Here is a 26,932-nt window from a genome sequence, read left to right on the forward strand (position 1 = left end):
CCGGAGGCGGGGGCGACGCGGGCCGGCGCCGCGCCGGGAACGGGGACCGCGGGGGTCGCGGCGGCGGCTGGCGGCACGGCACCCGCGGCGACGCCCGCAGAGGCGCCGGGGACGCCCTGCGCGCCCATGAGCGCCGCGCGCTTGCGGGAGAACAGCTCGACGCGCAGCCACTCGGCCTGCTGCTTGGTGAGGTAGGGCACCTGGACGGCCTTGTTCGACGCCCCGCCCGCCGTGTCGATGGACACCGTGCACACGCCGAAGAGCCGCTGCAGCAGGCTCGCGCGCTGGTCGACCGACTGGACGCGCTGGTAGGGCACGTGCACGCGCTTCTTGTTGATGATGCCGCTGTGCAGGTTGAACTCGTCAGCCGAGAGCATGAAGTAGAGGTGCTTGTAGGAGACGAGCTGGTAGGCCGCGAGCGCGCCGATGAGCACGACCACGCCCGCCACCGTCGCGGCGATGGCGATCGTCGCAGCGAAGGCGTCCTCAGCTGGGGCGCCCTCGCTCGCGCCCGCGATGAAGCTTATGACGCTCGAGAGGGAGGCGACCATGACGGCGAGCAAGACGGCGAGCGCCGTGCGGATGGAGCCGAGCCAGATATAGCTGTGGTGCACGTGGTGCTTCTGCAGCTCGCCGGGCGCGGGCGCCCCCGGCTGGGGCACGCCCTGCTGGGGCGCGGCGTACGCGGGCGGGACGGCCGCAGGGGCTCCAGACGCGGCGTATGCGGGCGGCGTGACCGCAGGTGCTTCGGGCGCCGCATACACGGGCGCCCCCTGCTGGGGCACGTCCGGCTGGGGCGCGGCGCCGTAAGGCTGCTGACGAGGATTGCGCGAGTCCATGCTACACGTCCTCCCGCGCGATGCGGGCGAGCTCGGCGGCGCGGTCGCGCAGGAGCTCGGCCTCCTCGTTGCCGAGGCCGGGGATCTCGTGCTCGCCCGCCGCCGTGGCCACCGTCACGCTCGACAGCCCGAACGCGCGCAGGATGGGCCCCTGGCGCGTGTCGGTATTCTGCACGCGGATGAACGGGATGATGAAGCGCTTGCGCCAGATGATGCCGCGCGCGATGTCGAGGTAGTCGTCGGAGAGCTCGTAGCGCCAGCGCGCGTAGCGAATGGGCGGCAGCACCACCAGGAACAGCACGGCGAGCGCCACGAACCCCGCAGCCACCACGGCGAGCACCATGAGCGCCCACCCGGCATCGGGGTCAACGGCCGCGGCGATGGCGAACGGCACGAAGCACACGAGGAAGCACACGGCGATCCACAGCCCGTCGCTGATTCGCCACACCATCTTGATCTTGGGGTTCAGCTGATGAGCTGGCATCTCCCGCATGGTCACTCCTTCTTCTTCACGTACTACCCTGTCCGAAACGCTTCGCCGCGCACGTGCGCCGGCTGGAAAGCGAAGGCTCCTTCAGATTCTGTCGGCTCCCATTGTGACATATCCTCTCCCGCCTCGACGCCGCATCCGACATTCTCGAAAGCAGTTGAGGTAAAGAACCGCAGCGCGAAAACCCCCTTGAGGCCGAGGCACCCTTCGGCAGCGGGCGCCGCGGCCCCTTCCCCTTACGGTTTTGCAAGGTTCACGGGAGCTGGTCTTCTCGGAGCTTCCCCGCGCGCTACAATGGCGAAGACGCCGAGGCGTCACGTCGCGCGAGCGCTCACCGCAGGGGCGGCAGGCGACGGCAGACCGGAACCGGCTGTCCCGCTGTTCGGCTGTTCCGCTGTTCCGCGCCATCCGCGGACGCTGCCCGTCGCGCGACGCAGCTTGACCAGGAGGTTCCCATGACCAGCCGGATATACATCATCGAGGACGACGCGGCGCTGCGCCGCGAGCTGGCCCACCTGCTGGAGCTCTCGGGATTCGAGGCGCGCTGCTGCGAGCAGTTCACGCACGCCGCAGCCGACGCGCTCGCGACCAACCCCGACTGCGTGGTGCTCGACCTGAAGCTTCCCGGCACCGACGGGCACACCGTCTGCCGCGACATCCGCGCGCGCTCAAGCGTGCCCATCATCATGCTCACCTCCTCGAACAGCGAGTTCGACGAGGTCATGGGCATGAACCTCGGCGCCGACGACTACGTGTGCAAGCCCTACAGCCCCGCGGTGCTCATCGCGCGCATCCAGTCGCTTTTGCGCCGCAGCTCGGCGGGAGCGGCCAGCCTCAGGATAGAGCACAAGGGCGTCACGCTCGACGTGGGCGCGGGCGCGGTGTCGTTCGAGGGCAAGCAGGCCGAGCTCACGCGCAACGAGCTGAAGATCCTGCACATCCTCATGCGCAACCCCGGGCTCGTGATCTCGCGCACCGAGATCATGTGCGACTTGTGGGAGTCCGACGCGTTCATCGACGACAACACGCTCACCGTGAACGTGAACCGCCTGCGCAAGACGCTCGGCCACCTCGGCGTTCCCGACACCTTCCTCGTCACCCGCCGCGGCCAAGGCTACATGGTGTAGGGCCCGCGCCCCTCAGCCCATCAGGTGCTTGCCGCGGTTGAGCGCCAGCACCTTCCGGCTGATGGAGTCATAGCGCTCGAACGCCCCGTCCTCCAAATCGCAGATGTCGGTTCGGAAGGTATCCACGATCCCCGGCGTCATGCGCTCGAGCTTCCCGAGGCCGTCTTCGGTGATGACGAGCAGGTTTACGCGACGATCAGCCGAGCTGCGGACCCGCGTGACGCGGCCATGCCGCTCGAGCTTCTCCGCTGCCACGGCAACCTCGTTCGAGCGCAGAAGCAGCGTGTTGCAAACATCCGACGGCCGCATGCCGCTGGGGCTCGTGCTCAGCAGATACAGGATGCGGTACTCGTTGAGGGATATGTTCGCACGACGCATGTGCCGACTCAACGCGTTCATCATGACCAAGCTGGCATCCACGTACGCGTTCTCCACGGAGAGCTCGCCGCCCTTCTGATAGGCCAGGCGATGCGCAATGGCGGTGTTGGCCGAGTCCTTGAACGTAAGCTCGAGCTCGTCAGCCGTGTACACCGACCAGAACTCATGGGCCAGGGCGTGGATCGACGGATCCGCCAGCTCAACTAGATGCCGTCCCTTCTCGCCGAGCTCCACGTGCACCACGCGCCGGTCGCTCTTGCTGTAGCGTCGCTTGACCGCCTTGCGGGACTCCAGGTCGTTGATGTTGAGCGTCACGGTAGACGTGGCGAGGTCCAGGTCCTGAGCCAACGAGCTGACGGTGCGGCTGCCTTCGGACATGATGAGGCGCAGCAAGATGCGGTACTGGGTCATGGAGATCCCCGCGCGCTCGTGAACGATTGCACCCGCTGCGCGGCTGAGCAGAACGACGGTGGTGATCCAATCGGAGTGACCCTCGTTGGCAAGCATGGCTGCCTCGTCTCAAGTAGTTTGGATAATGCCTCATTTTACGAGAATCTACTTGATCAATCTAGGTTCTCTTTTCTCCATATCCCCTTTTCACGGCTTTATCCTTATATCCGACGAAAGACCGTCAGCGCGTTCGGGAGGAGCATGTCGGCTTTTCTGGCAGCCGACACGCAGCCAACCGAGGCATGGCGGTCTCAAACGAGAGGAGGCAAGCCATGTCAGAGGAGAAGTGGGTTTGCACAGCCTGCCCTGGCTGGGGCGACCATGAGTTTTGCGCCATCAAGACCATCACCAAAGACGGCGAGATCGTTCGCACCGAGCACATCGACTACCAGGGCGCCGAAGCCGGCGAGGGCCACATCTGCCAGAAGGGCATCATGTCTTGGCGTCAAGTGTACGCCGATGATCGTCTGCTCTACCCCCTCAAGCGCGCCGGCGAGCGCGGAGAGGGAAAGTGGAAGCGCATCAGCTGGGACGAGGCGCTCGACGAGATCGCCGAGAAGCTGCTCGACATTCGCGAGAAGTACGGCGCCGAATCCGTCACGTTCTGGAACATCACCACGTCGCTGCCTCCGTCGCAAGGTCTGGACAGCCTGCTTGGCGAGCGCCTGAACTGCCTGTGGGGCGGTACTGACCCCTTGAACGCGTATGGCCTCGACAACGGCCCGTACTACTCCAGCTACTTCGACCTGGGCGAGTTTTACAAGTACATGATGATCGACCCCGTCAAGTTCGACGGCTCCCAGTACATCATCGTATGGGGCGGCAACCCCGTCGAGAACCAGCAGCGCGTAGCCAAGCACATCGTCGAAGCCAAGTCACGTGGAGCCAAGATCGTTGACGTGGGCTTGCTGTTCGACGGCACGGCCGGCTACGCCGACTGGTTCATCCCGGTCAAGCCCGGCTCTGACACGGCGCTGGCCCTGTGCATGGCGAACCAGATCGTGCAGCGCAAGGAGTACGACGAGCCCTACTTGATCAAATACACCGTCGCCCCCCTGATGGTCGATGTGGAGAGCGGGCTGTACGCTCAGCCCGAGGACGGCAAGTTCTACTGGTTCGACGAGGAAGCCGGCCAGATGAAGGTCGCTGAGCGCGGCCAGGAGGAGTACCCCGGCAAGCCGGCGCTCGAGGGCACCTACCAGATCGACGGCAAAGACGTCAGGCCCGCGTTCCAGATGCTCAAAGACCACCTGAGCACCTACACGCCGGAGTACCAGGAGTCCATCACCGGCGTTCCCGCGCACGACGCCGTCAAGCTGGGCGAGGAGTACTCCTCCCACCGTCCCGCCTTCATCGTGGGAGCCCTGGGGCTCCGCTACCAGAACCAAGGCGACGCGTATCGCGCGTTTTACCTGCTCGGCATGCTCACGGGCAACCTCGGCAAGCCGTGCGGCGGCGTGACCTCCGAGATTCAGCCCTGCGGCTTCCCGCTGCTCTTCAACAACCTGCCCATCGTCTACCCCGAGGGCCGCGAGAACGACAAGGCCCATTACGTGAAGCAGGCCGACTACTTCGAGGACGTGAAGAAGGGCAAGTACAAGGCGTTCCTGAACGTGTCAGGCAACCCGGTCCACAACTGCCCCAACCGCTCCCGTTGGATCGAGGACACCTTCCCGCAGATGGAGCTCATCGTCGACATAGACATATGGATGACCGACACCGGCGAGTACGCCGACTACGTGCTGCCCGCCTGCATGCCCTTCGAGCGCACTGAGCTGATCGCAGCCGCCCAGTACAACCACATCGTGCTGCAGGAGCCAGCGGTCGAGCCGAAGGGGGAGGCGAAGGATCCCAGCTACATCTACCGCGAGCTCGGTTGCCGCCTGGGCTTCGGCAAGTACTTCGAGGGCATGGAGGCAGAGGACTGGATCGCCATCCGCCTGGACAGCCAGTCTCCGTTCATCGCCAACATCGAGCCCAAGGTGACCGTCGAGCGCCTGAAGGAGGAGAAGATCATCCGGGCCGCCGTACCGCCTGTTCCGTGGGATCCTTTCCTGGGAATGAAGTTCCCCACGCCCACCGGCCACATGGAGTTCTACTCGAGCCGCCTGGCAACCATCGGCGTTCCCATGGCCTTCTACCATGAGCCCTACGAGGTTCCCACGCTCAAGACCGAGCGCGAGGGCACGTCCAAGTTCCCCTACCAGTTCTTCAGCGGCCGCCAACGCTTCTTCATGCAGTCCATGTTCACCGACGATCCGGTGATGGCCGAGCTCTCCGGAGGGAAGCCTACCGGGCGCATCAACCCCGTCGATGCAAAGCGCGAGGGCATCAAAGACGGTGACAAATGCGAGGTGTTCAACGACCGCGGCCACTGCATCGTGGAGATGCGCATAGACAACGCCATGCCTCCGGGGACCATCCAGGTTTGGTTCGGCTGGCGCAAGCGCGCCTTCGAGGACGGCGGCATGTACTCCGAGCTGCTGGTTCCCCTGGGAGAGAAGGACACCATCGACAAGGCGGCCGAGTTCTGGTGGGACTGCACCGTCGCCGACTGCGCCGTCGGCCCGCTGCTGGGCGGCGCCTACAGCGGCATGGCCGGCGCCTGGGACACGATCTGGGACTGCGCTTGTGACATTCGCAAAATCGAGGACAGCGAGAACGAGGAGGAGGCAGAGTAGTCATGGCAGAGATCAAAGAGAGCACCATATTCGTCGATCTGCTTCGCTGCACCGGTTGCTGGACCTGCGCCCTATCCTGCATGACCGGCAACAACCTGAAGGACGGACAATACTTCGTCGCCGTTCGCACCAACGGCTCGGGCGAGGGCATCGACCGCCCCTCCGGCACGTGGCCTGACCTGCGCATGAGCTGGATGCCCATCTACTCCAAGCACTGCGTCAAGTGCGCCGACCGCACCGCCGAGGGCCGCGCCCCCTACTGCGTGGGCATGTGCCCGAACAAAGCGCTGAGCTGGGGCGAGGAGGTTGAAGGCAAGATCGAGGCTTGCCGCGAGCGCGGAAGCCGCATCTTCCAGCTTCCCCGATGGGAGAACTCCCGCGAGGACGTGATCTACGCATCGGCTGATCGCGAGATCATCTGAGAGCTTGCCTAGCAGAAAGTTCGCAGATGTGGTGGCGCCCTTCCCCAAAGGGCGCCGCCTTTTTCACGCAGAGGCCTCCGGCGCGTAGCCGCTGTCCCTGAGCGTCCAGATCTCACCTCGTTGCTCTCGCCCGCTGCCCCCGCGTTCGGGAGCGCTATTTCGTCGCAGGACGGGCAGGCTCTCTCCTGTCGGCCGTCGATCATGGTGTATCCTTCGTTTTGAGAAGCGGGCGGCCGCATGAGCGGGTGCGCATTCAAGCTAAGGAGGCTCTTTGCAAGGCAGAGACGGCAAAGCGGGGTCGGCGGTCGTAGGGTACGGCCTCGCGATACTGCAAGCCGTCCTCTACTCCACGCTCGGCATCTTCGGAAAGCTCGTCTACGCGACCGGCCTCAATGCGCAGCAATCGGTCATCCTCCGCTTCTTCTTCGCAACGGTGCTGCTGGGAATCTTCATGCTCATCTGGAAGCGGCAGGCGTTCGTAAGCCGACAGCCCTCGGTGTACCTTCAGGCCGTGTTCTTCTACATCAGCTCGATCTTCTACTTCTTCACCGTCGAGCGCCTGACCGCCGGCATGACCACGGTGATCTTCTACGCCTACCCAGCCGTGGTTGCCGTGGCCAGCCTGTTCGTCTTCAAGGAGCGGCTCAGCGTCTCCACCGTCGTCGCGTTCGTGCTGGCCATCAGCGGCCTTGCGATGGTGTCGGGGGTGGCGGCAGGCGAGGTCACGCTGGATGCGCTCGGCATCCTGTTCGGCATCGTCTCCTGCGTGGCGTTCGCCGCCTACACCATCCTCATCCAGAAGACCGGCCGCTCCGAGAGCCCCCTGACCGTCACCTTCACGCTGTCTTGGACGAGCCTGCTGGCCTCCTGCATCGTCTTCGCCCCGTCCCTTCCAGGGCTGCTCGACCTCGACGCGTACCAGCTCATGCTGGGCGCCCTGATGGCGCTGTTCGCCACCATCCTCCCCATCTTCATCTACATCGAGGCGATCAAGCGCATCGGCGGGACGAAGTCGTCCCTCATCGGCATCAGCGAGACGCCGTTCTCGCTGATCATCGCATTCCTCGTGCTCGGGGAGACGCTGACCTTGGGGCAGGGCATCGGCTCGTGCCTCATCGTCGCCAGCATCGCGGTCATCACCATAGCGCCGCTGCTGGCGAAGGACAAGAAGCCCCGCTGACCCGCCGAACGCACCGCCGAGAGCTGCTTCATTCGGGTCGTCCGCTTGCCTCGGGGTCCTTTGAGCTCAAGGCCCTCGAAATTCTCGAAACCCTCGAAGTCCTCAAGGCCCTCGGAACACCGACAACGCCCTCTTTTCATCCATGCTTCTAAAAAGATGGATGGAAAATGCCCGTTATCGGCGATTCGAGCCCCGAAAACCACCGACAACGGCGCTTTCGCATCCACTTTTCTCGGGAAATCGCCGATAACGGCCCCTTTTCATCCAGGATCGCCTGAGGGGTGGATGGAAAAGCGCCGTTGTCGGTAACGTCGTCAGCACCGGCAGGTGGGACAACCAGCAGGTGGGGCAACCGACAGGTGGAACAACCAGCAGGTGGGGCAACCGGCAAGCGGGACGACGGGCAAGCCGGCGAAGGCCGTTTCGTCCACAATGACCGAAACGGCATGAAACCCGCTGACCCGCCAACCAGCTACGCCTCGTCGCAGGGCAGACACCTCCCTTACAAAACTGCAAGCAAGGCGTCATCGCGCGCCCTTTTCCGGCAGATGCGCTATCCTTGGAGGCATCGAGAGAGGACCTGCCCCCATGCCCGACGCCGCCGACATCCCCCGCTTCACGTTCGCCGCCTATGCGCGCGACCGGTGGGCGGCGCTGCTCATCGGGGTGTTCTGCCTGGCGGGAATGGCCTGCATGCTGGCGATCCTCGGCATCGGGGCGCACGCCTGCCTGCTGGTGACGGGCTTCGTGGCAACCTGCCTGATCGTCCTCTTCGTCAGCGACTTCGCGCGGCGGGCGCGGCACTACCGCGACGCGGCTGAGTTCGTCGTGCAGATCGGGCAGGTCGGGCAGTTCACCTCGCTCGTGGAGGAGCCCGCGTTCCTCGAGGGCCGCATTCTCTACCACGTCACCGACCAGCTCGCCAACGTGGCGAACAGCGAGAACGCCGCCGAGCGCGAGCAGGCGCAGGCGCACCGCGAGTACATCGAGCTGTGGATCCACGAGATCAAGACGCCCATCGCCGCCGCGAAGCTCATGCTCGCGAGCATGCACGGCCAGCAGGCCACGAAGCTCAAAGGCGAGCTCGAGCGCATCGAGGCGCAGGTTGACCAGGCGCTCTACTCCGCGCGCTCAACCTCCGTCTCCAACGACTACGCCATCCGCGAGCTCAACCTGGCCTCCGCGGTGCGCGCGGCATGCCGCAAGAACACCCACTTCCTCATCGAGCGCGGCGTGGAGCTGCGCGTGCAGGTCCCCGAGGAGACGTCCGTGCTCGCCGACGAGCCGTGGCTCACGTTCATGCTCGGGCAGGTGATCACCAACGCGGCGAAGTACGGCGCGCACGCCATCACGTTCTCGGCGCGCGAGGAGGAGCCCGGCACGCCGCGCGAGCGCACGGTGCTCGAGGTGCGTGACGACGGCTGCGGCATCCCCGCCGCCGACGTGCCGCGCGTGTTCGACCGCGGGTTCACCGGCAGCGTGGGGCGCGCCCAGGGCTCGGCCACCGGCATGGGGCTCTACCTCGTGGCCGTCATGTGCGCGCGCATGGGCCTCGGCGTGGGCCTGGCCAGCGAGGAGGGCGTCGGCACGCGCGTGCTCTTCGCCTTCCCCCATGACCGCCGCCGCGCCCTGAGCGAGCACCCGTCCCCGTGGCGCTTCGACGGGTGAGGGAAGAGGCGCTTGCAGAGGCAACGGCGGCTAGGGCAGGTTTCGCTTGTCGAGGGCGCTGGCAGGATCGACGTTGCGGATGAGGCTCGGAGCGTCGAAGAGAGCCGTGCAGACGAGGTCCTCGCGATTGAGGGCGTGACGCCCGCGCCCCAGGGCGTTCTCGAAGAAGGCCGCCAAAAACGACTCGTCGGGGAAGATGCCGGCAGCGGCGTTGCGGTACATGGCGCGCACGAGGGCGTCGCGAAAGTAGAGGGCGCTGCTTTCGAAGGGCTCCCTCGACACGTCAAATCCCAGGTGGTTGAGATAGAGCGCCGAGAACACCGCCACCGTGCGCGTATTGCCCTCGTAGAAGGGGTGAACCTGCCAGAGGAACGCGACGAAGTGGCAGAAGCTGGCAAGCTCGTCGCGTTCCAAGGCGGTGTAGAGCCTTCCCTGCTCCGTGGCGAACGCGCCCTTGAGGGCCATGTCGTAGACGAGAGGGTCGGCGTACAGAACGCTGTCGCCGTTCAGGATGTCCTCCTGCTTCACCATGCGCTCGGCCTTGAACTCGCCGGGATGGTACACCGCGGGGTCGAGGTCTTGGAACAGGTAGCGGTGCACTTCCACCAGCATATCGGGCGCAAGGCAGAAAGGCGCAGCCGCCAGGAGCTCGGCGATGCGCTGGGCCACCAGGTCGGCTTCGCGTGTGTCAGCATGGGCGGCGGCGTTGTGGTAAGCGCGCACGAGCCGCCCCGTTTCCTCGAGGGTGCGCTCGCCGCTCACATAGCCGGCGGCCGCTTCGCGCACGTAGGGGGAAACCTCCAGGCCGTCAACGCGCTGCAAGCCGATTGCCACGGCCCAGTAATGGCGCCGCGCCGCTTCCGACTCGCGTGAGCGAGCGGGCTCGTATGCGAAGCTGTCCAGACCTTCAGCCGTCATGGCCGCCCATCATTTCTCTCGGGAACCCAACGGACCCACCTTACCACGAAACGCCTCCCGTCGCAGAAGGCAGACGGACGCAGCGCTCCTCGTTCCCCTTCCCATCGCCGCACGCCATCTCCCTCCCTGCTCGCCTAACAAAGCTGTAAGCTAACCGTAAGCGGGTTCGATGGATGCCTTGCGGGCGCGTCCGTAAGATGAGAGCATCCCCGAGAAAAGGAGGCATCTCACAATGAGCGAGACATTCGCAACGCCGTCGGCCGCAACGCTCGGGTCGGCGGCTTTCTCCCGCAGCAACTACGGCACGGGCGCCCACGCGAGCGGAGGCTCGGGCCGGGGCGTCGGCGCGCCCATCCTGAGCGTGCGCCACATCGAGAAGGTGTTCGGCTCGCGCGACTCGGTCACCCACGCGCTCGCCGGCGTGAGCTTCGACGTGGAGGCCGGCGAGTTCGTCGGCATCATGGGCCCGTCAGGATCGGGCAAGACCACGCTTCTGAACTGCGTCTCCACCATCGACAAGCCCACCGGCGGCCACATCCTCGTGGACGGGCGCGACATCACCGGCCTCTCCAAGCGCGCGCTGGCGAAGTTCCGCCGCGACGACCTGGGCTTCATCTTCCAGGACTCCAACCTGCTCGACACGCTCACGGGCTACGAGAACATCGCGCTCGCGCTCACCATCAAGCACGACGCCCCCTCCTCCATCCCCGCGCGCGTGGAGTCGGTCGCGCGCTCGCTCAGCGTGGAGGGCGTGCTCAAGAAGTACCCCCACCAGATGTCGGGCGGGCAGCGCCAGCGCGTGGCGGCGGCGCGCGCCATCGTGAGCGACCCCAAGCTCGTGCTCGCCGACGAGCCCACCGGCGCCCTCGACTCGCGCAACGCCCAGATCATGCTCGAGACGCTCGACCTCATGAACCGCGACATGGGCGCCACCATCATGATGGTCACGCATGACGCGTTCGCCGCGTCGTTCACCAACCGCGTGCTGTTCATCAAGGACGGCACCTTGTTCAACGAGATCCGCCGCGGCGACATGGCGCGCGAGCAGTTCTTCAACCGCATCATGGAGGTCATCGCGTTTCTGGGAGGTGACGCGAGCCATGCTGCTTAAGCTCGCCGCGCGCAACATCCGCCGCTCGGTGAGGGACTACGCCATCTACTTCGTGACCCTCGTGTTCGGCGTGGCGGTGTTCTACGCGTTCAACTCCATCGGAAGCCAGAAGATCCTGTTCAGCATCGAGGGCGCCGACGCGAGCGCCTTCGAGGTGACCCAGGAGCTGCTCGGCACGTTCTCGGTGGTCATCGCGTTCGTGCTCGGGTTCCTCATCGTATACGCGAACCGCTTCCTCATCAAGCGGCGCAAGCACGAGTTCGGCATCTACCTCACGCTGGGCATGGGCCCGGGCGAGGTGTCGCGCATCGTGCTGTACGAGACGGTGCTCGTGGGCCTCATCTCGCTCGCCGTGGGCCTGGTCTGCGGCGTCCTGCTGTCCCAGGCGCTCTCGTTCGCCACAGCGGCGCTGTTCACCATCCCGATGACGCACTACCAGTTCGTGTTCTCGAGCACGGCGCTTCTCATGACGCTCCTGTGCTTCGTGGCCATCTACGTGGTGGTGGCGCTGTTCAACCTGCTCACGGTGCGCCGCTACAAGCTGATCGACCTCTTGAGCGCCAACGTGCGCAGCGAGCGGATGCCCGTGCGCAACCCCTGGGTGTGCCTGGCCGCGTTCGTGGCGTCAGCGGGCGTCCTGGCCGTGGCGTACCGCCTGCTCATCGAGAACGGCATGGTCTACTTGGAAGACCCGAAGTTCGCATGGGCGACCGTGCTCATGCTGGCGGGGACGCTCGTGTTCTTCTGGTCGCTCGCGGGGTTCGCGATCGCCGTGGTCACGCGGGCGCGCGGCGCGTACCTGCGCGGGCTCGTGCCGTTCACCGTGCGCCAGATCGCAAGCAAGGTGAACACGGCGTTCGTGTCGCTGTGGGTGGTCTGCGTGCTGCTGTTCCTGTCGATCACCACGTTCTCCACGGGCATGGGCCTCATCGAGGTGTTCTGCGGCGGCATGGAGAAGGCAGCGCCCTACGACGCCACCATCCGCGCCGACGTGTACTACGAGGAGGAGACCGACCTCGTGCACCCCGCGTCCGAAAGCCTCACCGCGCGCGCCGAGAGCATGGCCGCGGAGCACCCCGCGACGTACGCCGACGGCACAGCTTACGGCTGGGACATCGAGGCGAAGCTGCGCGACGCGAACCCCGCCTGGGATGACTTCGTGAAGGAAAGCGCGCAGATCGACTACTGGGAAGTGCCCGGCTCAACGTACGCGCCGCTCATGGAGGCCGCGGCAGACGTGGAGCTCTCCACCGTCTTGAACGAGGAGAACATCAAGAGCTCGAACATCCAGGTGGTGGGCGTCTCCCAGCTGAACGCGCTGCGCGCGATGACGGGCGCGGACCCGATCACGCTGGCTGACGACGAGTGCGCGCTGGCCAACAACATGGACGCAACCGACGAGCTGGCACATGCGTTCATCGAGAAGGGGAAGGTCGCGAGCATCCTCGGGCATGACCTGCGGATCCAGGATGAGATCCTCGACGTGCAGTTCTCCGACAACGCCATGACGGCCACTGCGCTCGTGTTCGTCGTGCCTGACCAGGCGGTGTCCGAGCTGCGCGCCGGCGGCGCCATCCCGATGACGAGCTACCTGAACCTCACGTACGCCGACGGCCTGAGCGCCACCGAGGGCGACGAGGCGCTCGCCGAGGGGCTGGCGATCGCGCTCCCGAAGGGCTCGCCCTCGGACCTCGAGACCAGCTACACGTACGCCGACGACGCCTACTCCTTCCAGCCCGGGCTGTGGCCGGCGTCGACCACGTACACCAAGGCCGAGATGAGCTCGCAGGCGGACGGGCTGCGCATGATGATCACGTACCTGGCGCTCTACGTCGGCTTCATCTTCCTCGTGGCCACCGCCGCCATCCTGGCCATCCAGCAGCTCTCGGAGGCGGCTGACTCGCAGCAGCGCTACCGCCTGCTCGCGAAGCTCGGCTGCGACGAGCGCGCGCTCAACCGCTCGCTGTTCACGCAGGTGCTCGTGTACTTCCTGGCGCCGCTGGCCCTGGCGGTGTGCCACTCCGCGTGCGCCATCGGCGTGATGTCGACCACGCTGTTCGAGGCGCTCGGCGTGCCCGTGCAAGGCCCCATCATGATGGCAGCCGGGTTCACGCTCGTCATCTACGGCGGCTACCTGCTGATCACCTACTTCGCCAGCAAAGGCATCATGAGGCAAGCCATCCGCGGGTAGGGGGAAAGTGCGGCGCCAAGCCCGCAGGAACGCGGAAGAAGCCCCCATGGGGTAGAAAAGGATCTGAAAAGAACCGCAGAACCCAAGAGCCCTAGAAGCACCGAAGGACGGAGCCTGGCATCTTACGACGCCGGGCTCCGTCCTCTAGGGGATTAGCAAGCGATGCTCCCTACAGCATGCTGCGATCGTGAATGCCCGTCTTCTGATAAACGTTCCGCACATGAGTGCGCACCGTGTTGATCTGGATGTTGAGCTCCTCGGATATCTGCTTGCGCGTCTTGCCAAGCTTGAGCAGCTCGTACACCTGCCGCTCACGTGGCGAAAGCAGGGAGGCTCTGTCCTGCTCAAGCCCATCTGCCGTCGAAGCGTCTGAGCGCTGCAAGTGCTTCTCCATGATCTCCTGCGCAAAGCGGCTTGCTCGCGCGCGATCGCCTGACACGACGCGGTTGACATTGGATGCGTAGGCTATTTCATAGACGAGCGCGCTCAGACCGGGGAAGCTCTTTTCAAAGACAACGACGAGCGACTCCGCCGCCGCCCGCGTGAGAGCCGCGGCCACGAGGTCAAGCGCCGCATCCTGCTCACCCTGATTCGATCGCGCGCACGCCTCGCCCACCTGCGACTCAATCGAGAGCAGAGTAAGACCCGCTGTTCGCGCCTGCTCCTCCACCTCGGCGAACAGCGGGGCCGCTTCGGCGCAACGACCCTCCATCATCCATATGCGCGCACGATAGCAGCGAATCGACAGCTCCGAGAGCACGTCCTGCTGAGCCACCCGAGACGCTGTTTCCTCAAGCACGCTCAGCGCCCGGGCAGCCTCGCCAAGCCCCATGAGGCATTCGACCAGGGAAAGAAGGCAAAGCAGGTCGATGCCGCGGGGCACGCGATCGAGATGTATCAGCTCATAGTTCTCCAACAGCAGGTCATAGGCCTCGTCAAAAGATCCGTCCGCCATCTTGACCTGGGCGAGGAGCGTGCGGGCTTCAAGATAGCCGTCGCGGTTGACGGCAGGGCGCAGCCGCTTGAGCGCATGCCCGAGCCAATTCCGTGCCTTCTCCACATCACCCCATCCGAGATACGCGCGCGCCATCCCCACCTGCAGAAGCCCCACCGGCCACGATTTCTCGGACTCCTCCTCCGTGCAGGAAGACAAGCTGCGCAGGAGGATGTTCGATGATGCGTCCAAGTTGCAGCGCAAATACTGGATATAGGCCATCTCACTCGAGCAAAGCATGTCGATCACGCGCCGACCCGCAAGCTCAGCGTCAATGCGCGCTCGAGCGAAAAACTCGTACGCATTGTCGAAACGCCCGAGGCGCACCAGCGCCTCACCCACGTTGTGCATGACCGTGCACCGCAGAAAGAGCTGAGGACCGCCGAGACGCTCAAGCGAAGCCATGCCGAAGCTGACGGCTTCCTGGTACCTGCCGGAGAACACAAGCGTCCCCGTCTTGACAGCGCACGACACGTTCTCCGTTCCCCGCAGCACACCCTCGCTCGCAGAGGCTCGTGCGCGCTCAGACCTTTCCAACCACGTCAGCGCTCGCTTCGTCTTGCCGCCAACGAAAGCCGACCACGCGTGCAGCAGGCAAAACAGATACTCGTAGCGGTTGCCTTGATAGGAAAAGCCCTCGAGCCATCGAGAAAGGTCTCCGCCCAGGTCTTTCGACAGAACTGCGTACAGATTGTCGGAGAGCACCTGAAATGCGCGGTCGTACGCTTTGACAGCGAGGCTCGTCGTTATGGCCTGCGCGTAGAAACCGCGGGTCTCGTACCAGCCGATAGCGAGATCAGACACCGCGCGAATCTCATCTTCGTCAAGCATCAGGTAGGCCCGTCGCCTGAGCTCGGCAGCGAAAAGCGGATGGACTCGATAGCGAACGGCTGCGCCTTGCGCCACAGCGACCCTCTTCCGCACGAAAAGGTTCTGCGCAACCGCCTCCTCCATGCAGCGTGACAACTCATCGCTTTCGACGAATGCGCCGACCAGCCGCTCGTCAAACTCATCGAACAGGCTCATCTTGAGCACGAACCGACGCATGCCACGTCCCAAACGCGAAGCCGCCCCATGATCGAGGTACTCATCAACCCACGGCTGGATGGCCTCGGGTGATTCCATGACCGCACGAGGATTGCTCGCGCCACCCGCGACTGCCGCTATGATGCGCAAACCGATGATCCACCCGTTCGTGCGCTCTGCAAGCAGCGCCGCGTCATATCCCGCCAAGGCCATGCCCCTCCGCATGAAGAAGGCCGAGATCTCTGCTTCGGTAAGCGCAAGGTCATCTGCGCCAAGCTCGCACACTTCCTCGTTTGCCCGCAAATGGAACAGCACGATGCCGGGATTCCGCTGCCCTGACACGATGATGTTGACTCGCTCGGGAATCGTCGTGACAATGTGGTTCAATGCGCCGAGAGACGTCTCGTCGAGGTTCTCGATGCCGTCGAGGAACAGGGCAACCCTCCCCTGGATCGCACCGAGCGCGCGAACGACATCGCCCCACCGCTCAAGCCCACGGTCGGATGCAGCGTCGATCAGCTTGGCTGGGGCAGCCATTTCCTGGTCAGGCATGTGGGCGAAGGCGCTGATAATCTCCCCGACCAAGTCAAAGGGACGCCGTGCGCCGCGATCGGGCGCCAATCCCAGCCAAGCCACATGCCACTGGGGCTTCAGAGAGAGCGAGCGCGCGAAGCGAGAGAGGATCGTCGTCTTGCCGAAGCCCGTCGGCGCGCAGACGAAGACGAAAGGCTTGTCAAGCCCACGTTCAAGCTCCTGGCGCAGCCTCGCCGAGCAGTACTCCTTCCGCACTGGGCCCGGCGCAGAATAGCGAACCGTGATACCCATGACCCCCCCCCCCGAGAGGAAAGCTTCTGACGCTTCAAAGGCGCCCCTTCCGACAACTTTGGCAGAACGCAGGCGGGCCCCAAGCCCAGATTTATCTTACCCCTCCTCGAAGACCGCGTGTTCCATAATCCAGTCTGTCGCCATGCGATGCATGGTCATCTCACGGAGCGCCGCCTGCTGCTCCTGATTGAACTCCTCGAATGCCACGCCGGCAGGCATCCCGCTGTCCTCGGCAAGCTGAGCCACGGTCTGGCGCAGCTCGGCATCGGTTACCTTCAAGCCGCGCAAGCGGAACAGGCTCTCCAAGGCGAGGTTCTCACGCAAGACCGTCGAGGACTCCTCCCGCATTTCGGAGAGGACATCGGCCTCCGTCAGATTGAGGAATCGGCTGTATTCGGCGAAGTCGACGCCCTGCTTCTTCAAGTCGGCCTTGAATGCCTGGAGCATCCGTTGGGCGGAGGCGTCAATCATGGCGTCATCCGGGCCGCCTTCCAGAAGGTCGGCCAAAGTCTCACGCGCCGCCTTCTCGCGAGCGTCCTCCACCTCGGCCTCGCGTTGCACCGCGAGCTCCGCCTTGATCTTGTTGCGCCAAAAAGCAAGGTCTTCGTAGCCAAATTCCTGAGCAAACGCATCGTCAAGCTCGGGCAGCGAGCACGAGGCGACGCGGTTGACCACGACGTCGAAACGCGCGTCCTTCCCAGCGATCGCAGGGTTGGCAAAGTCAGAGGGAACCGTGAACTCGATCGTCTTGCTCTGGCCAGCCGTCATGCCCACGAGCCCTGCCTCAAAGGCAGCGGGCAAAAGCTCGCTACCGACCGCGTAAGCGTAGCCCTTCACAGAGCTTCCCTCGTAGGGCTTCCCTTCGACGAAGCTTTCGAACGAGAGCTCCACGATGTCGTTCTCAGAGATCGGCTTGGCGGAGTCCTTCTCGACCGTGGCGCTGCGACCGCGGATCTCCTCCAGCCGCGCGTCAACATCCTCGTCGCTCACCGCCGTGTCCGCCTCGAACCTCACCACGAGCTTGTCAAAGGGCTTCAGATCAAACTCGGGCACCACCTCAACCTCGACGCTGAACGAGAAGGGCTGCCCCTCCTGAACGAATGCAGCGATCTCGCTTTTCGGGTTGGCCGACAGCCGCAAGCCATGCTCCTCGACTGCCGCGCGTATGGCAGACTCGGCTACCTCACGCGTAGCTCGCGAGAGAACGGCGTTCTCCTTGGTCTGCTCGGGGTTCTCCCCAAGCTGCTTTACGCCCAGCGGCCGGCGGCTCAACTCGCCAACCGTCGCGCGCGCCCGCTTGACGGCTCGAGCCACATCCGCCTCGTCGACCACAAGGTCAATCCTTCGACGCTTGCTATCCAGCTTGGTTACGATGCTCTCGCCCATCTCAAACCCTCTCGCTCTCATTCAGCTCTTTCTTCAAATGTCCCGCTCCGACGCCCCCCACGGCGGCGTCGATCCTGATGGCCCCGTACCGACATGCCGCCACGCAGGCTCGGCAGTTCCGGCAGACGTGCCGGAGAACCTCCAGGGGCAACGACGGAGCAGCCGATGCGCCCGCGGGCGCTTCTGCCGACACGTCCGCCGACGTGCCCGCCGAAACGCCCGCCGTCGCACGGTTCGGCCTGATCACACCCAACCCGCAGACACGCACGCAGGCCAGGCACAGCGAGCAGGCAACCGCATCGATGACCGGGTGAAAATCAACGGCCCGGTAGAACTCCGGTGATGACATGGCCGCTCCTTAGAAGCGGGGGAGGCGGGTCCTCGTGCCCATTCTCAAAGGCCTAGGCGCAGAACCCAACAGGCCGCCTCCCCCTCACGCTCGAAAAACGTTACTGCTGATGGATAGCCCACTCAAGCGGCGTATCCGGGCAGGTCCCCCACTCGGGGCCGTAGGGACCGTAGTTGTCCTCGCGCACCGGGCCCATCGGGGTGAGCTTGCGCTCAGCCGGCGGGATGTAGGGCGGGATGGAGTCCTCGATCGGAACCTTCGGCACGATGTGCTCGCTGGGGAACGCCTCGTCGCAACGGTACACCTTCACCAGGAAGCCGCGGTTGTACCAGCAGCCGCACGCCGGGTCCATGGTCTCCGGATCGGAGTTCGTCAGCACGTTGGCATTGGACTCGAATGCGCCGCCGAGGCTCGGCTCGGTCATGGGCATCTCGGGGAACCACCAACTCGCCTGGCACGTGATGACGTTGAGGTCGATCGACGTGGTCAGCTTCGCACGCTGGCGGATGCGACCGCGCTTGTTCTCGATCCAGCACCAGTCGCCGTCGCGGATGCCCAGATCCTGGGCAGTACGGCGGTTGATGGTGAACACCGGCCACGGCCACTGCTCGCGCGTGCCGAGACCCAGCTGGCGGAACTCGGAGTGGAACATCGGGATGAAGCGACCGCCCGTCGTGCAGGTGATGGGGTATTCCTTGGCCATCTCGGGGTCAGACTGGATCGTCTCCGGCAGCTCGCGATACTCGGGAACCGGGTCGAAGCCCAGGTCCTGGATGATGGAGCTGTACAGCTCAAGGCGCTTCGACACCGTTGCGAAGCCGCGCTTGAGGCCGTTGGGAAGCACCTCCTCATGCTTGTTGAAGCGCATCTCCGAGAACAGCGCACCCTGGTCGATGGCTTCCTCGTACGAGAGGCCGACGCGGGCGACGCGGTACTCGATGGAGTCCTCGTAGGTCGGCCACGGCCAGTACTCCTCCTGGCCAAGACGGATCCCCAGGCCGCGGAAGAAGTCGTAGTCGACATGGCGCTCGCCCTCGGGAACCACGGCGCGGTCGCCGAGGCACATGTAGTCGGACGAGTCCTCAGACGTCGTGCAGGTCGGACGCTCCATCCAGTCAGCCGCCGGCATAACGTAGTCAGCCAGGGCCGCCGTCGGGGTGATCCAGTAGTCAACGACGACGAGAAGGTCGAGGCTGCGCAGCGCCTCATGCACCATATGGGTGTCAGCCATCCACGCCATGGGGTTGGACGACCAGGCGATCAGCGCCTTGACGGGGTACGGCTTGCCCGTGATCATCGCACGGAAGCCGATGGGCGCCGACGCGAGGAGCTGATGGACCTGAGGACGCGGAATGCGCCACATCTTCCTGAAGCACTCGTCGATGGGCTCGAATCCCTTCCAGCCAACCAGGCGGTTGACATCGCCTCCGAGAAGATCCTCGCGATCCTCGGGCTTGACCATGTGGGAGAGCTCCATCTCGGACTCACGCAGCGGGAACATGCCGTTAGCCATGACAGGACCGGGCTCGCCCACGTACTCACCGCCGAGCACGTCGACGTTGCCCGTGATGGCGCGCAGGATGGTCTTGGCGACGGCGCAGCCGGTGGCGTTGAATCCCACCTGGTCGCCGCCACCGATGCCCCACACGATGACGCCGGGGGTGTTCTCGGCGTAGCAGCGCGCCGCCTCGCGAATCTTGCGCTCGGGGATGCCGGAGACCTGCGACGCCACGTACGGGGTGTTCTCGCGGATGCGGTCCCACAGCTCCATCATGGCCGTCTTCGCCGCAATGCTCGTGCCGTCGGCAAGCGTGACCTGGTAGTCGTTGCCGAACAGCTCGGTCTCCACGCCCTCATGCTCGAAACGGCACTCGTCAGAGATCCACACAGCCGCCTTGCCCTGGGCGGTATCCCACACCACGAAGTTGTTGGAGGAGCCGCCCTCGCGCACGTCGCTCTCACGCAAGAGCTTCTTGGTGTCGGCGTTGATCAGGAAGGGGGCGTTCGTCCAATTCTTCAGGAACGCCTCGTCATAGAGGCCCTCGGCCAGGATGACGTTGATCCAGGCGATCATCACGGAGAGGTCCGTGCCCGGACGGACCTGCAGCCAGTAATCGGCGTGGCGCGTCATCTCGATGCCCTCGGGATCGACCACGATGATGCGCGGGCGCTCTGCCTTGGCGAGCACCTGCTCATAGAGGCGCCAAGCCGGGGCCTTCGGGCCGTACTTCTGGTTGGGGTTGATGCCCCATTGCACGATGCAGTTCGAGTAGAAGATCGTCGGCGGCAGCGACAGCTCGATCTGGAAGCCGCAGATGGCCATGTTGATGGCGTAGATCCAGCACCAGCAGATCTGGCCGGGATCGAGCAAGTTGCCCGGGTTGCCGAACAGGTTGGTGAAGCGGGCACGAGCCCACAGATGACCGGAACGGTACGTGCCCTCGGCGATGGCCAGCGTCTTCGCGCCGTATTCTTTCTTGAGCGCATCCAGCTTAGCGGCGATCTCGTCAAGCGCCTGCTCATAGGGAATCTGCTCCCACTTGCCCTCGCCACGCTCGCCGACGCGCTTGAGCGCATAGTTCACGCGATCTTTGTGGTAGTGGAACTTGATCATGCGCTCGCCATGTTCGCCGACGCGCTCGCACATGACAGTGTCCTGCTCGGCATTCGGGCGGATCTCCTTGATCGTGCCGTCAGGCTTGACGCCAACGAGCATGCCGCAATTGCAGTGACAGCCCCAGCAGCGGGATTTCACCCACATGATGCCGTCTTCGTCGATCTCGCGGTTCTTGTACATTTGGACGTGCAGTCCGTCGCTGCGCGTACCGCGTCGACCGAGCTTCAAAGGTTCTTTCTTCTCTTCAGCCATGCTAAAACCTTTCTCTCGTGTTCAGGTCTCAAGAGCAGGCTGCGCGCAAAAACGAGCTCCCGACCCATGACGCTTATGATCAAGCGCGACGAGCGTGGGGGGTATCACCCCCCAGGGTCAGTCCTCGCTCACACACTTCCCGCATGGCACCAGGAAAAGATGCGGAGGCACGTAAAAGGAGGCCCCGCACTATGGCGGAAGCCTCCTTCTTCAGGTTCCCGCACATGTCGGGAACGCTTGGTTGCGTCGAGACGCTAGGCAGCCAAAGCCTCCCTCTTCGCCTCTTCCTCGATCTCGACGAGCTTCTTCTCCTTGCGCGTGAGCAGCATGAACACCACGGCCACGATCATGCCGATGATGGAGATGACGAACGACCCGTTCCATCCCATGGAGCCTTCGGCAACGCCGGCGAGCAGCGGCACGCCAACCGCGTCTCCGAAGCCCTTGATCATGAAGATCGCGCCCCAGATCTGGCCGTAGTGCCTCGTGCCGAACGTCCGCGCTACAGCGTTCGAGAAGCAGATGATGCCGCTGTTGAGGTTGACGCCGAAGCAGAAGCCCGCGATGTAGAGCATTACCGTGTTCCCCGCCATGCCCAGCAAGAGCATGCCGATGCCGATGACGCCGAGCACGTTGATAGCCAAGTAGGCGATCTTAGGACCGAATTTGTCAACCACAACGCCGGTGCAGAGACGACCGACGACGCCAGCGAACGAGAGGAACGACAGGAAGGCCGCCACCTCGGTCATCTCGAGGCCCTCAGACACGAGATAGGCCGACATGTTCTGGAACAAGCCCATCTCGGCGAAGCCGTTGAGGCCGTAGGCGATGAAGATGAGCCAGAAGGAGACCGTCACAAGCGCCTGGCCGCGCGTCATGCCAATGACCTTGCCCTTCTCGGCAACCCTGCCCTTCTCAAGCTCGGCCTCCTGATCATAGGACTCTCCGTCAGGGAACAGCCCCTCATCCTGCGGACGCCACTTGAGGAAGAACGAAGCGGCAACGAGCACGATGGCGGAAATGATGCCGAGAGCGACAGCGGCGCTCTGCCAGCCAGCCGCCGCGCCGACGTTGGCCACGATGAAAGTCGAGCACAGCGAGCCAGGCAGCATGCCGCACCAGATGACAGCCGTCGCCAAACCACGTTGCTTCACGAACCAGTTCGACGCGATGGCCGTGACCACAACCACGCCGCCGAAAGCGCTGCCGATGCCCATGATGATGTACACGGCGTAGACCATCCAGAGCTGGCTCACCATGGAGAGCAGGAAGAACGCTCCACCGTAGAGAACCGCCGAGATCCACAGCGACACACGCAGGCCGAATCGCTCGATGACGTCGCCGACGAACAGGCCGCTTATTGAGATGGCGATGGTATAGCAGGAGAAGCCGCCTCCCACCGCCGCCGCAGAGACGCCGAGCGCCTCAGTCAGGTTGACCTTCAGCATACCGTAGGAGTACAAGCCAAAGCCCTGCGTAATGATGGCGACGACAAACGCAATGGCGATCATGACCCAGCCGCGGACGAAGAACTTCCCTCCTGTTTTTTCTTGAGATGCCATGTTTTCCCTTTCTACCCCACTATAGACAGGCGCGGAGCGGAGGTGCTCGGCCTGCGCGCGTGCCGGCACCCCAATCCACATGGGGAATCGTCGGAGAAAGCGAGCTGACGCGTAATAACCCCCCAGGATGAGGACGGGTGCGAAGACGAAGATGCGCCGTCCGGCAGAAGAGACGAAAACGCCCCGACATCAGCGTGCCGGGGCGTCAAAAAGGATGCGAGGAGGCCATGCGGCATCTCTTGCGCGATAAGCTCGCCTGAGGCGAGCGGAACTAAAAAACCTAGTAGAGTCCGAAGAAGTAGTCGAGCTCGTCTTCCCATTCGTCTTGGTCCATGACCCACTTCCCGTTCTTGTACTCCACGTCGACGGAGAAGTAGCCGTCCTGCTCCATGTCGGCCTCGTTCACGGCCTGCATGAACAGCTCGCCGATGCGGGCGTAGCCCTGCTCCTGCGTCATGTTCGGCGCCTCGCCGGACGCCTTGAAGTCGCTGAGCAGCGCGTTGAAGCGGTTGAGCACGTCGAACACGTCGCGGCACGTGACGTCGAAGGCCACGAAGCCCTCGGAGCTGCGGTCGACCACGTACATGCTCACCTCGTAGTCGAAGCCCTGCGTCATGACGCGCGCGTACTCCACGGGGTCGATGCCGCACTGCGCCATGGTGAGGCCCGTGCCCTCGACGAAGTCCTCCTGGACTATCGCCGCGATGGAGGCCAGCATCGCCTCGTCGCCGGTCTTGATCTTCTCGAGCTCGGCGCTCACCAGGTCGATGGCGGCCTTCTCGTCCTCGGTGTAGCCAGACCCCGCGACGTCGCCCGAGGACGCCTCGCTCGAGGACACGAGCCCCGAGCCGGAGCCGATCTCGTCCGCCGCCATCTGGGACACGGCCATGCCGAAGAACGCGAAGTAGCTGACGACCGCGATCACCGAGAACACGATGCCCAGCACGCCGCAGATGCGGCCCGCCTTCGCCGTGCCCGCCGTGCCGCCGGACTTGAGGTAGCTGCCGGCGAGCACGATGGCGACGATGCCGAGGATGATGCTCGGCACCACCGAGCTGGCCAGCAGGATGGCCAGGATGCCGCACACGAGCGCTCCCGTGGCCTTGCCCGCGGACGCGGGAGCCGCGGCGCCCGGATAGGGCTGGCCGTAGGGCTGCGGGCCCGCCGGCGGCTGCCCGTAGGGAGGCACCGCACCCGCCGGCTGCTGGTAAGGCTGGTAGGGCTGGCCGGCCGCCGGCTGGGGCGCGCCGTAGGGGTTCGCGCCTGGGGCGCCTGCGGCGCTCGCAGCGCCCGGGGCACCTGGGGCACCTGCGGCGCCTGGGACGCCTGGGGCACCCGAGGCAGGGGCTCCGTAGGGGTTCGCGGCGCCCTGCGCGGCCGCGGGGCCAGCCACGCCGCCGTACGTCTGCTGGTAAGGGTTGCCCGCAGGCTGCGACTGCGCCTGCGCGGCTCCCGCAGCCGCAGGACCCGCAGCCGCGTACGTGCCTGCCGCCGGCTCGGCCGCGGCGGGCTGCACCGAGGCGTAGGGGTTCGCCGGCTGCGCCACCTGCGGCGCGTCATCGGCCGAGACCACCGGCTCCTCCACGCCGCCGTACGGGTTCACCACCTGGATGGGCGACGCGTCGTTGTCGCGGGAGTCCGTGCCGAACAGCGAGTCGTCGCCGCTCTGTCCCTGGTCGTTGTCGTTGAAGATGTCGTCTTGGCCGGCCATGCGCGACCCCCTTCTCCTGTGTGAAAAAATGAGCCCGGGCGTTCAGGCCCAGGCTCATTGTACCTAACTTCGGAGAGCTTACGGCTCGCAACGCCGCCGCGCTCTCCCGCGTTTCGCGCTTTCGCGCCTCGCGCGGCGCACGGCCCGGATGCGCAACTCGGACGGGCGGCGCGAGACGCCGCCCCGCGCCGCAACCTGCGCGCTCGCGCGCCCCTAGTGCGCCATGTCCTTCTCGGTCAGGCGGCCGCGGAACGTGCGGTAGATCACCACGTGGTAGACCAGCACGAGCGGCAGGCCGATGCACAGGATGATCGTCATGTACGTCAGCGACAGCTCGGAGGCGCCCGCGCTCATGAGCGTGATGGCGTCGCCGACGCTGCCGGCGCTGGCCACCACGAGGTTCGGGAACATCGAGCACGCGAGCAGGCCCACGAGGCACAGCGCCGCGGCTGACTGCGCCAGGAAGGCGAGCAGGTCGCTCTTCTTCCCCGCCACGAAGGCAGCCACGAGCGCCGCCACCACGAGCGCCGCGAACAGCACGCGCAGGATGCCCAGCTCGGGAGCCATCTCGGGGGCCACGCCGCCCGCCAGCGCGAACGCGCTCACCACGACGAACACCGCGAGCGCCGCAACCTGCAGCGGCATGCGCAGCTTGGCCGCGCGCGAGCGCAGCTCAGAGCCCTCGGGAGCCTTCAGCGCCAGCCAGCTCGCGCCCGCAGCCATGAACATGACCAGCCCGAGCACGCCCGTGAGCAGGGTGAACGGCGTCACCAGGCCCAGCAGCGGAATGCCCGCGTAGTCGCCGTTGGCGTCCATCGGGATGCCCGCGAAGATGTTGCCCACGGCCACGCCCAGAAGCAGCGCCGGGAGGAGCGACCCCAGGAAGAAGCACACGTCCCACAGCTTGCGCCACGCGCGGTCGCCCGCCCAGAACTCGAACGACACCGCACGCACGATCAGGCCGAACAGCACCAGCATGACCGCCAGGTAGAAGCCCGAGAACGTGGTGGCGTACGCCGCCGGGAACGCCGCGAACAAGGCGCCGCCCGCCGTGAGCAGCCACACCTCGTTGCCGTCCCACACCGGCCCGATGGAGCGCCGCGCGACGGCGCGCTCCTCGTCGTTCTTGGCGACGAAGGGGTACAGCACGCCCACGCCCAGGTCAAAGCCGTCAAGGATGAAGTATCCCGCAATGAGGACGAAGATCAGGAAGAACCACAGCACGCTGAGAACGGTCATTATCGATCGCCCCCTTCCTCGGAAGCCTTCGCAGAGACTGCTTCGCCGCCCGCGGCAGGAGCCTTCGCGGCAGCTGCGCTCACGAACGAGCCCGCGGCGCTTGCGGCGACGGCCTCGACGTCGGAGTCGTCCTCGACGGGGCCGGCCGCGATGAACTTGGAGATCACGCGCGCCCAGCCGACGAACAGCAGCAAGTACACGACCAGGAACAGCACGACCGTGATGAGCAGCTCGACCGGCGTGACCGAGGCCGACGTGCCGTCCGCGGTGAGCAGGGACACGCCGTCAGGGCCGGTGGTCGAGGGGTACACCACGTAGGGCTGGCGCCCGAGCTCGGCGGTCATCCAGCCGCACTGGATGGCGAGGAACGGGAACACCGGGCAGATCAGCAGGAGGTACTGCAGCCAGCGCATGCCCTTCACCCGCGCGCCCTTGCGCGAGAACACGAGCGCGAGCACCACGCACAGCGCGATGGCGCCGAACATGGCCACCATGAGGTGGTAGGTCTGGAACACGAAGTTCACCGGCATGGTCTCAGGGTCGATGTCGGCGTACTTCTCGGTCTGCGCCAGGTCGTTCAGGCCGGGGAACTCAGTGTCCCACGTGCCGGTGGCCAAGAAGCTCGTGCCGCCGGGGATGGAGAAGGGCGCGAGCACCTCTTCGCCGCTCTCGTCAACCCAGCCGAACGCGTACAGCGGCGGAGCCTCGGACTCGTACATGCCCTCCATCATGGCGAGCTTGGTGGGCTGCTCCTCCGCGACGATGACGGCCGAGGCGTGCGCGGTGCCCAGCATGACGCAGGTCGCCACGATGCCCACGACGGCGCCCACGCGCATCATCTTCATGGCGGCGCCCTCGTGGCGCTTCTTGATGAGGTACCACGCGGCCACGGCCATCGAGACGAACGCGCCCATGATGAGCAGGCTCACCACGGTGTGCCCGTAGCGCGACAGCGTCGAGGGGTTGAACGCGGCGGCGAAGAAGTCCGTGATCACGGCCTGGGTGCCGTCGGCGGAGAGCTCGGCGCCCGCGGGCGTCTGCATCCACGAGTTGGCGATCAGGATCCAGAGCGCGCTCAGGCACGAGCCGAACCACACGAGCCACGACGACGCGAGGTAGAACTTCGGGCTCACCTTCTTGCGCCCGAACAGGAGCACGCCCAAGAACACCGACTCCAGGAAGAACGCGAACAGGGCCTCGGCGGCCAGCGGAGCGCCGAAGATGTCACCCACGAAGCGCGCGTAGTCGGCCCAGTTGGTGCCGAACGAGAACTCCATGGTGATGCCCGTGGCCACGCCGATGGCGAACGTCGCCGTGAAGATCTTCACCCACATGCGCGCGAGCGCATCGTCCTCCGCGGACTTCGTGCGGTACGCCTTCGTGGCGAAGATGGCCATGATGAGGCCGATGCCAATGGTGATTGGCACGAAGATGAAGTGATAGCTTGCCGTCAGGGCGAACTGCAACCGCGCCAGCAAGACCGGATCAGCCAAGAAATCCATGAACCCCCTCCTTA

19 protein-coding genes are annotated in these 26,932 nt (G+C 65.1%); 7 read left to right on the forward strand and 12 right to left on the reverse strand.

Annotated elements, in window-relative coordinates; translation table 11 throughout:
* Both G7Y49_RS06800 and G7Y49_RS06805 read right to left on the reverse strand, forming a co-directional pair.
* On the reverse strand, window positions 1-839 hold an 839-nt coding region (locus G7Y49_RS06800; protein WP_241157310.1), incomplete at its 3' end, for a PH domain-containing protein.
* A gap of 1 nt (window position 840) precedes the next feature.
* Complete coding sequence (locus G7Y49_RS06805; protein WP_165172322.1) at window positions 841-1,332, reverse strand: PH domain-containing protein; 492 nt, start codon at window positions 1,330-1,332, stop codon at window positions 841-843.
* A 452-nt stretch (window positions 1,333-1,784) separates the two neighbouring features.
* On the opposite strand from G7Y49_RS06805, the gene G7Y49_RS06810 reads away from it, so the two are divergent.
* Window positions 1,785-2,456: a response regulator transcription factor gene (locus G7Y49_RS06810; RefSeq protein ID WP_165172324.1), complete on the forward strand. Its 672-nt coding sequence runs from the start codon at window positions 1,785-1,787 to the stop codon at window positions 2,454-2,456.
* A gap of 12 nt (window positions 2,457-2,468) precedes the next feature.
* On the opposite strand, the gene G7Y49_RS06815 is transcribed toward G7Y49_RS06810, so the two are convergent.
* Window positions 2,469-3,341, reverse strand: a complete 873-nt coding sequence (locus G7Y49_RS06815; RefSeq protein WP_165172326.1) for a MarR family winged helix-turn-helix transcriptional regulator — start codon at window positions 3,339-3,341, stop codon at window positions 2,469-2,471.
* Window positions 3,342-3,556: 215 nt separating this feature from the next.
* Between G7Y49_RS06815 and G7Y49_RS06820 the strand changes: the two genes are divergently transcribed.
* The 4 genes from G7Y49_RS06820 to G7Y49_RS06835 all read left to right on the forward strand — a co-directional run bounded on the left by G7Y49_RS06820 (window position 3,557) and on the right by G7Y49_RS06835 (window position 9,235).
* The gene (locus tag G7Y49_RS06820; protein WP_165172328.1) at window positions 3,557-5,965 is read left to right on the forward strand and encodes a molybdopterin-dependent oxidoreductase; all 2,409 of its coding nucleotides are present in this window, start codon (window positions 3,557-3,559) and stop codon (window positions 5,963-5,965) included.
* 2 nt (window positions 5,966-5,967) lie between these two features.
* Window positions 5,968-6,387 (forward strand): hypothetical protein, encoded by a 420-nt coding sequence (locus G7Y49_RS06825; protein WP_165172330.1) that lies wholly within the window; start codon window positions 5,968-5,970, stop codon window positions 6,385-6,387.
* Window positions 6,388-6,658: 271 nt separating this feature from the next.
* A complete protein-coding gene (locus G7Y49_RS06830; protein ID WP_165172332.1) occupies window positions 6,659-7,567 on the forward strand; it encodes a DMT family transporter in 909 nt (302 codons plus the stop codon).
* Window positions 7,568-8,155: 588 nt separating this feature from the next.
* Complete coding sequence (locus G7Y49_RS06835) at window positions 8,156-9,235, forward strand: HAMP domain-containing sensor histidine kinase (protein ID WP_165172334.1); 1,080 nt, start codon at window positions 8,156-8,158, stop codon at window positions 9,233-9,235.
* Between the two features lie 30 nt (window positions 9,236-9,265).
* Here G7Y49_RS06835 and G7Y49_RS06840 read toward each other — a convergent pair whose 3' ends face one another.
* Complete coding sequence (locus G7Y49_RS06840) at window positions 9,266-10,153, reverse strand: Fic family protein (RefSeq protein ID WP_165172336.1); 888 nt, start codon at window positions 10,151-10,153, stop codon at window positions 9,266-9,268.
* A 232-nt stretch (window positions 10,154-10,385) separates the two neighbouring features.
* Between G7Y49_RS06840 and G7Y49_RS06845 the strand changes: the two genes are divergently transcribed.
* Together G7Y49_RS06845 and G7Y49_RS06850 are read left to right on the forward strand one after the other, a co-directional pair.
* Window positions 10,386-11,264: an ABC transporter ATP-binding protein gene (locus G7Y49_RS06845; RefSeq protein WP_165172338.1), complete on the forward strand. Its 879-nt coding sequence runs from the start codon at window positions 10,386-10,388 to the stop codon at window positions 11,262-11,264.
* Window positions 11,254-13,455, forward strand: a complete 2,202-nt coding sequence (locus G7Y49_RS06850) for an FtsX-like permease family protein (RefSeq protein ID WP_165172340.1) — start codon at window positions 11,254-11,256, stop codon at window positions 13,453-13,455. Before G7Y49_RS06845 ends, G7Y49_RS06850 begins: the two co-directional genes overlap by 11 nt.
* A 169-nt stretch (window positions 13,456-13,624) precedes the next feature.
* Here the strand turns inward: G7Y49_RS06850 and G7Y49_RS12410 are convergent, their stop codons facing one another.
* From G7Y49_RS12410 to G7Y49_RS06890, 8 genes are all read right to left on the reverse strand, one after another.
* The gene (locus G7Y49_RS12410) at window positions 13,625-16,300 is read right to left on the reverse strand and encodes a LuxR C-terminal-related transcriptional regulator (protein ID WP_165172342.1); all 2,676 of its coding nucleotides are present in this window, start codon (window positions 16,298-16,300) and stop codon (window positions 13,625-13,627) included.
* A 96-nt stretch (window positions 16,301-16,396) separates the two neighbouring features.
* Window positions 16,397-17,686 carry a trigger factor gene (gene tig, locus G7Y49_RS06860; RefSeq protein ID WP_165172344.1) on the reverse strand — a complete coding sequence of 430 codons (1,290 nt, stop codon included), beginning with the start codon at window positions 17,684-17,686 and terminating at the stop codon, window positions 16,397-16,399.
* A 1-nt stretch (window position 17,687) separates the two neighbouring features.
* Window positions 17,688-18,035, reverse strand: a complete 348-nt coding sequence (locus tag G7Y49_RS06865) for a 4Fe-4S dicluster domain-containing protein (protein ID WP_165172346.1) — start codon at window positions 18,033-18,035, stop codon at window positions 17,688-17,690.
* A 100-nt stretch (window positions 18,036-18,135) separates the two neighbouring features.
* Window positions 18,136-20,904 (reverse strand): molybdopterin-dependent oxidoreductase, encoded by a 2,769-nt coding sequence (locus tag G7Y49_RS06870; protein ID WP_165172348.1) that lies wholly within the window; start codon window positions 20,902-20,904, stop codon window positions 18,136-18,138.
* Between the two features lie 254 nt (window positions 20,905-21,158).
* Window positions 21,159-22,466: an MFS transporter gene (locus tag G7Y49_RS06875; protein WP_165172350.1), complete on the reverse strand. Its 1,308-nt coding sequence runs from the start codon at window positions 22,464-22,466 to the stop codon at window positions 21,159-21,161.
* Between the two features lie 280 nt (window positions 22,467-22,746).
* Window positions 22,747-24,177 (reverse strand): hypothetical protein, encoded by a 1,431-nt coding sequence (locus G7Y49_RS06880; protein WP_165172352.1) that lies wholly within the window; start codon window positions 24,175-24,177, stop codon window positions 22,747-22,749.
* A gap of 213 nt (window positions 24,178-24,390) precedes the next feature.
* On the reverse strand, window positions 24,391-25,416 hold the full coding sequence (gene cydB, locus G7Y49_RS06885) for a cytochrome d ubiquinol oxidase subunit II (RefSeq protein WP_165172354.1): 1,026 nt from the start codon (window positions 25,414-25,416) through the stop codon (window positions 24,391-24,393).
* Complete coding sequence (locus tag G7Y49_RS06890) at window positions 25,416-26,918, reverse strand: cytochrome ubiquinol oxidase subunit I (protein WP_165172355.1); 1,503 nt, start codon at window positions 26,916-26,918, stop codon at window positions 25,416-25,418. The genes cydB and G7Y49_RS06890 overlap by 1 nt, the downstream gene beginning before the upstream one ends.
* Window positions 26,919-26,932: the final 14 nt, after the last annotated feature.

This window comes from Adlercreutzia sp. ZJ242 (assembly GCF_011038995.1).
Classification (GTDB): Bacteria; Actinomycetota; Coriobacteriia; order Coriobacteriales; family Eggerthellaceae; genus CAAEEV01.

Excerpts from the sequence above, each read along its gene's own strand:
- G7Y49_RS06805 (WP_165172322.1), bottom strand. The coding sequence starts at position 1,332 with ATGCGGGAGATGCCAGCTCATCAGCTGAACCCCAAGATCAAGATGGTG.
- G7Y49_RS06810 (WP_165172324.1), top strand. The coding sequence starts at position 1,785 with ATGACCAGCCGGATATACATCATCGAGGACGACGCGGCGCTGCGCCGC.
- G7Y49_RS06815 (WP_165172326.1), bottom strand. The coding sequence starts at position 3,341 with ATGCTTGCCAACGAGGGTCACTCCGATTGGATCACCACCGTCGTTCTG.
- G7Y49_RS06820 (WP_165172328.1), top strand. The coding sequence starts at position 3,557 with ATGTCAGAGGAGAAGTGGGTTTGCACAGCCTGCCCTGGCTGGGGCGAC.
- G7Y49_RS06825 (WP_165172330.1), top strand. The coding sequence starts at position 5,968 with ATGGCAGAGATCAAAGAGAGCACCATATTCGTCGATCTGCTTCGCTGC.
- G7Y49_RS06835 (WP_165172334.1), top strand. The coding sequence starts at position 8,156 with ATGCCCGACGCCGCCGACATCCCCCGCTTCACGTTCGCCGCCTATGCG.
- G7Y49_RS06840 (WP_165172336.1), bottom strand. The coding sequence starts at position 10,153 with ATGACGGCTGAAGGTCTGGACAGCTTCGCATACGAGCCCGCTCGCTCA.
- G7Y49_RS06845 (WP_165172338.1), top strand. The coding sequence starts at position 10,386 with ATGAGCGAGACATTCGCAACGCCGTCGGCCGCAACGCTCGGGTCGGCG.
- G7Y49_RS06850 (WP_165172340.1), top strand. The coding sequence starts at position 11,254 with ATGCTGCTTAAGCTCGCCGCGCGCAACATCCGCCGCTCGGTGAGGGAC.
- G7Y49_RS12410 (WP_165172342.1), bottom strand. The coding sequence starts at position 16,300 with ATGGGTATCACGGTTCGCTATTCTGCGCCGGGCCCAGTGCGGAAGGAG.
- tig (WP_165172344.1), bottom strand. The coding sequence starts at position 17,686 with ATGGGCGAGAGCATCGTAACCAAGCTGGATAGCAAGCGTCGAAGGATT.
- G7Y49_RS06865 (WP_165172346.1), bottom strand. The coding sequence starts at position 18,035 with ATGTCATCACCGGAGTTCTACCGGGCCGTTGATTTTCACCCGGTCATC.
- G7Y49_RS06870 (WP_165172348.1), bottom strand. The coding sequence starts at position 20,904 with ATGGCTGAAGAGAAGAAAGAACCTTTGAAGCTCGGTCGACGCGGTACG.
- G7Y49_RS06875 (WP_165172350.1), bottom strand. The coding sequence starts at position 22,466 with ATGGCATCTCAAGAAAAAACAGGAGGGAAGTTCTTCGTCCGCGGCTGG.
- G7Y49_RS06880 (WP_165172352.1), bottom strand. The coding sequence starts at position 24,177 with ATGGCCGGCCAAGACGACATCTTCAACGACAACGACCAGGGACAGAGC.
- cydB (WP_165172354.1), bottom strand. The coding sequence starts at position 25,416 with ATGACCGTTCTCAGCGTGCTGTGGTTCTTCCTGATCTTCGTCCTCATT.
- G7Y49_RS06890 (WP_165172355.1), bottom strand. The coding sequence starts at position 26,918 with ATGGATTTCTTGGCTGATCCGGTCTTGCTGGCGCGGTTGCAGTTCGCC.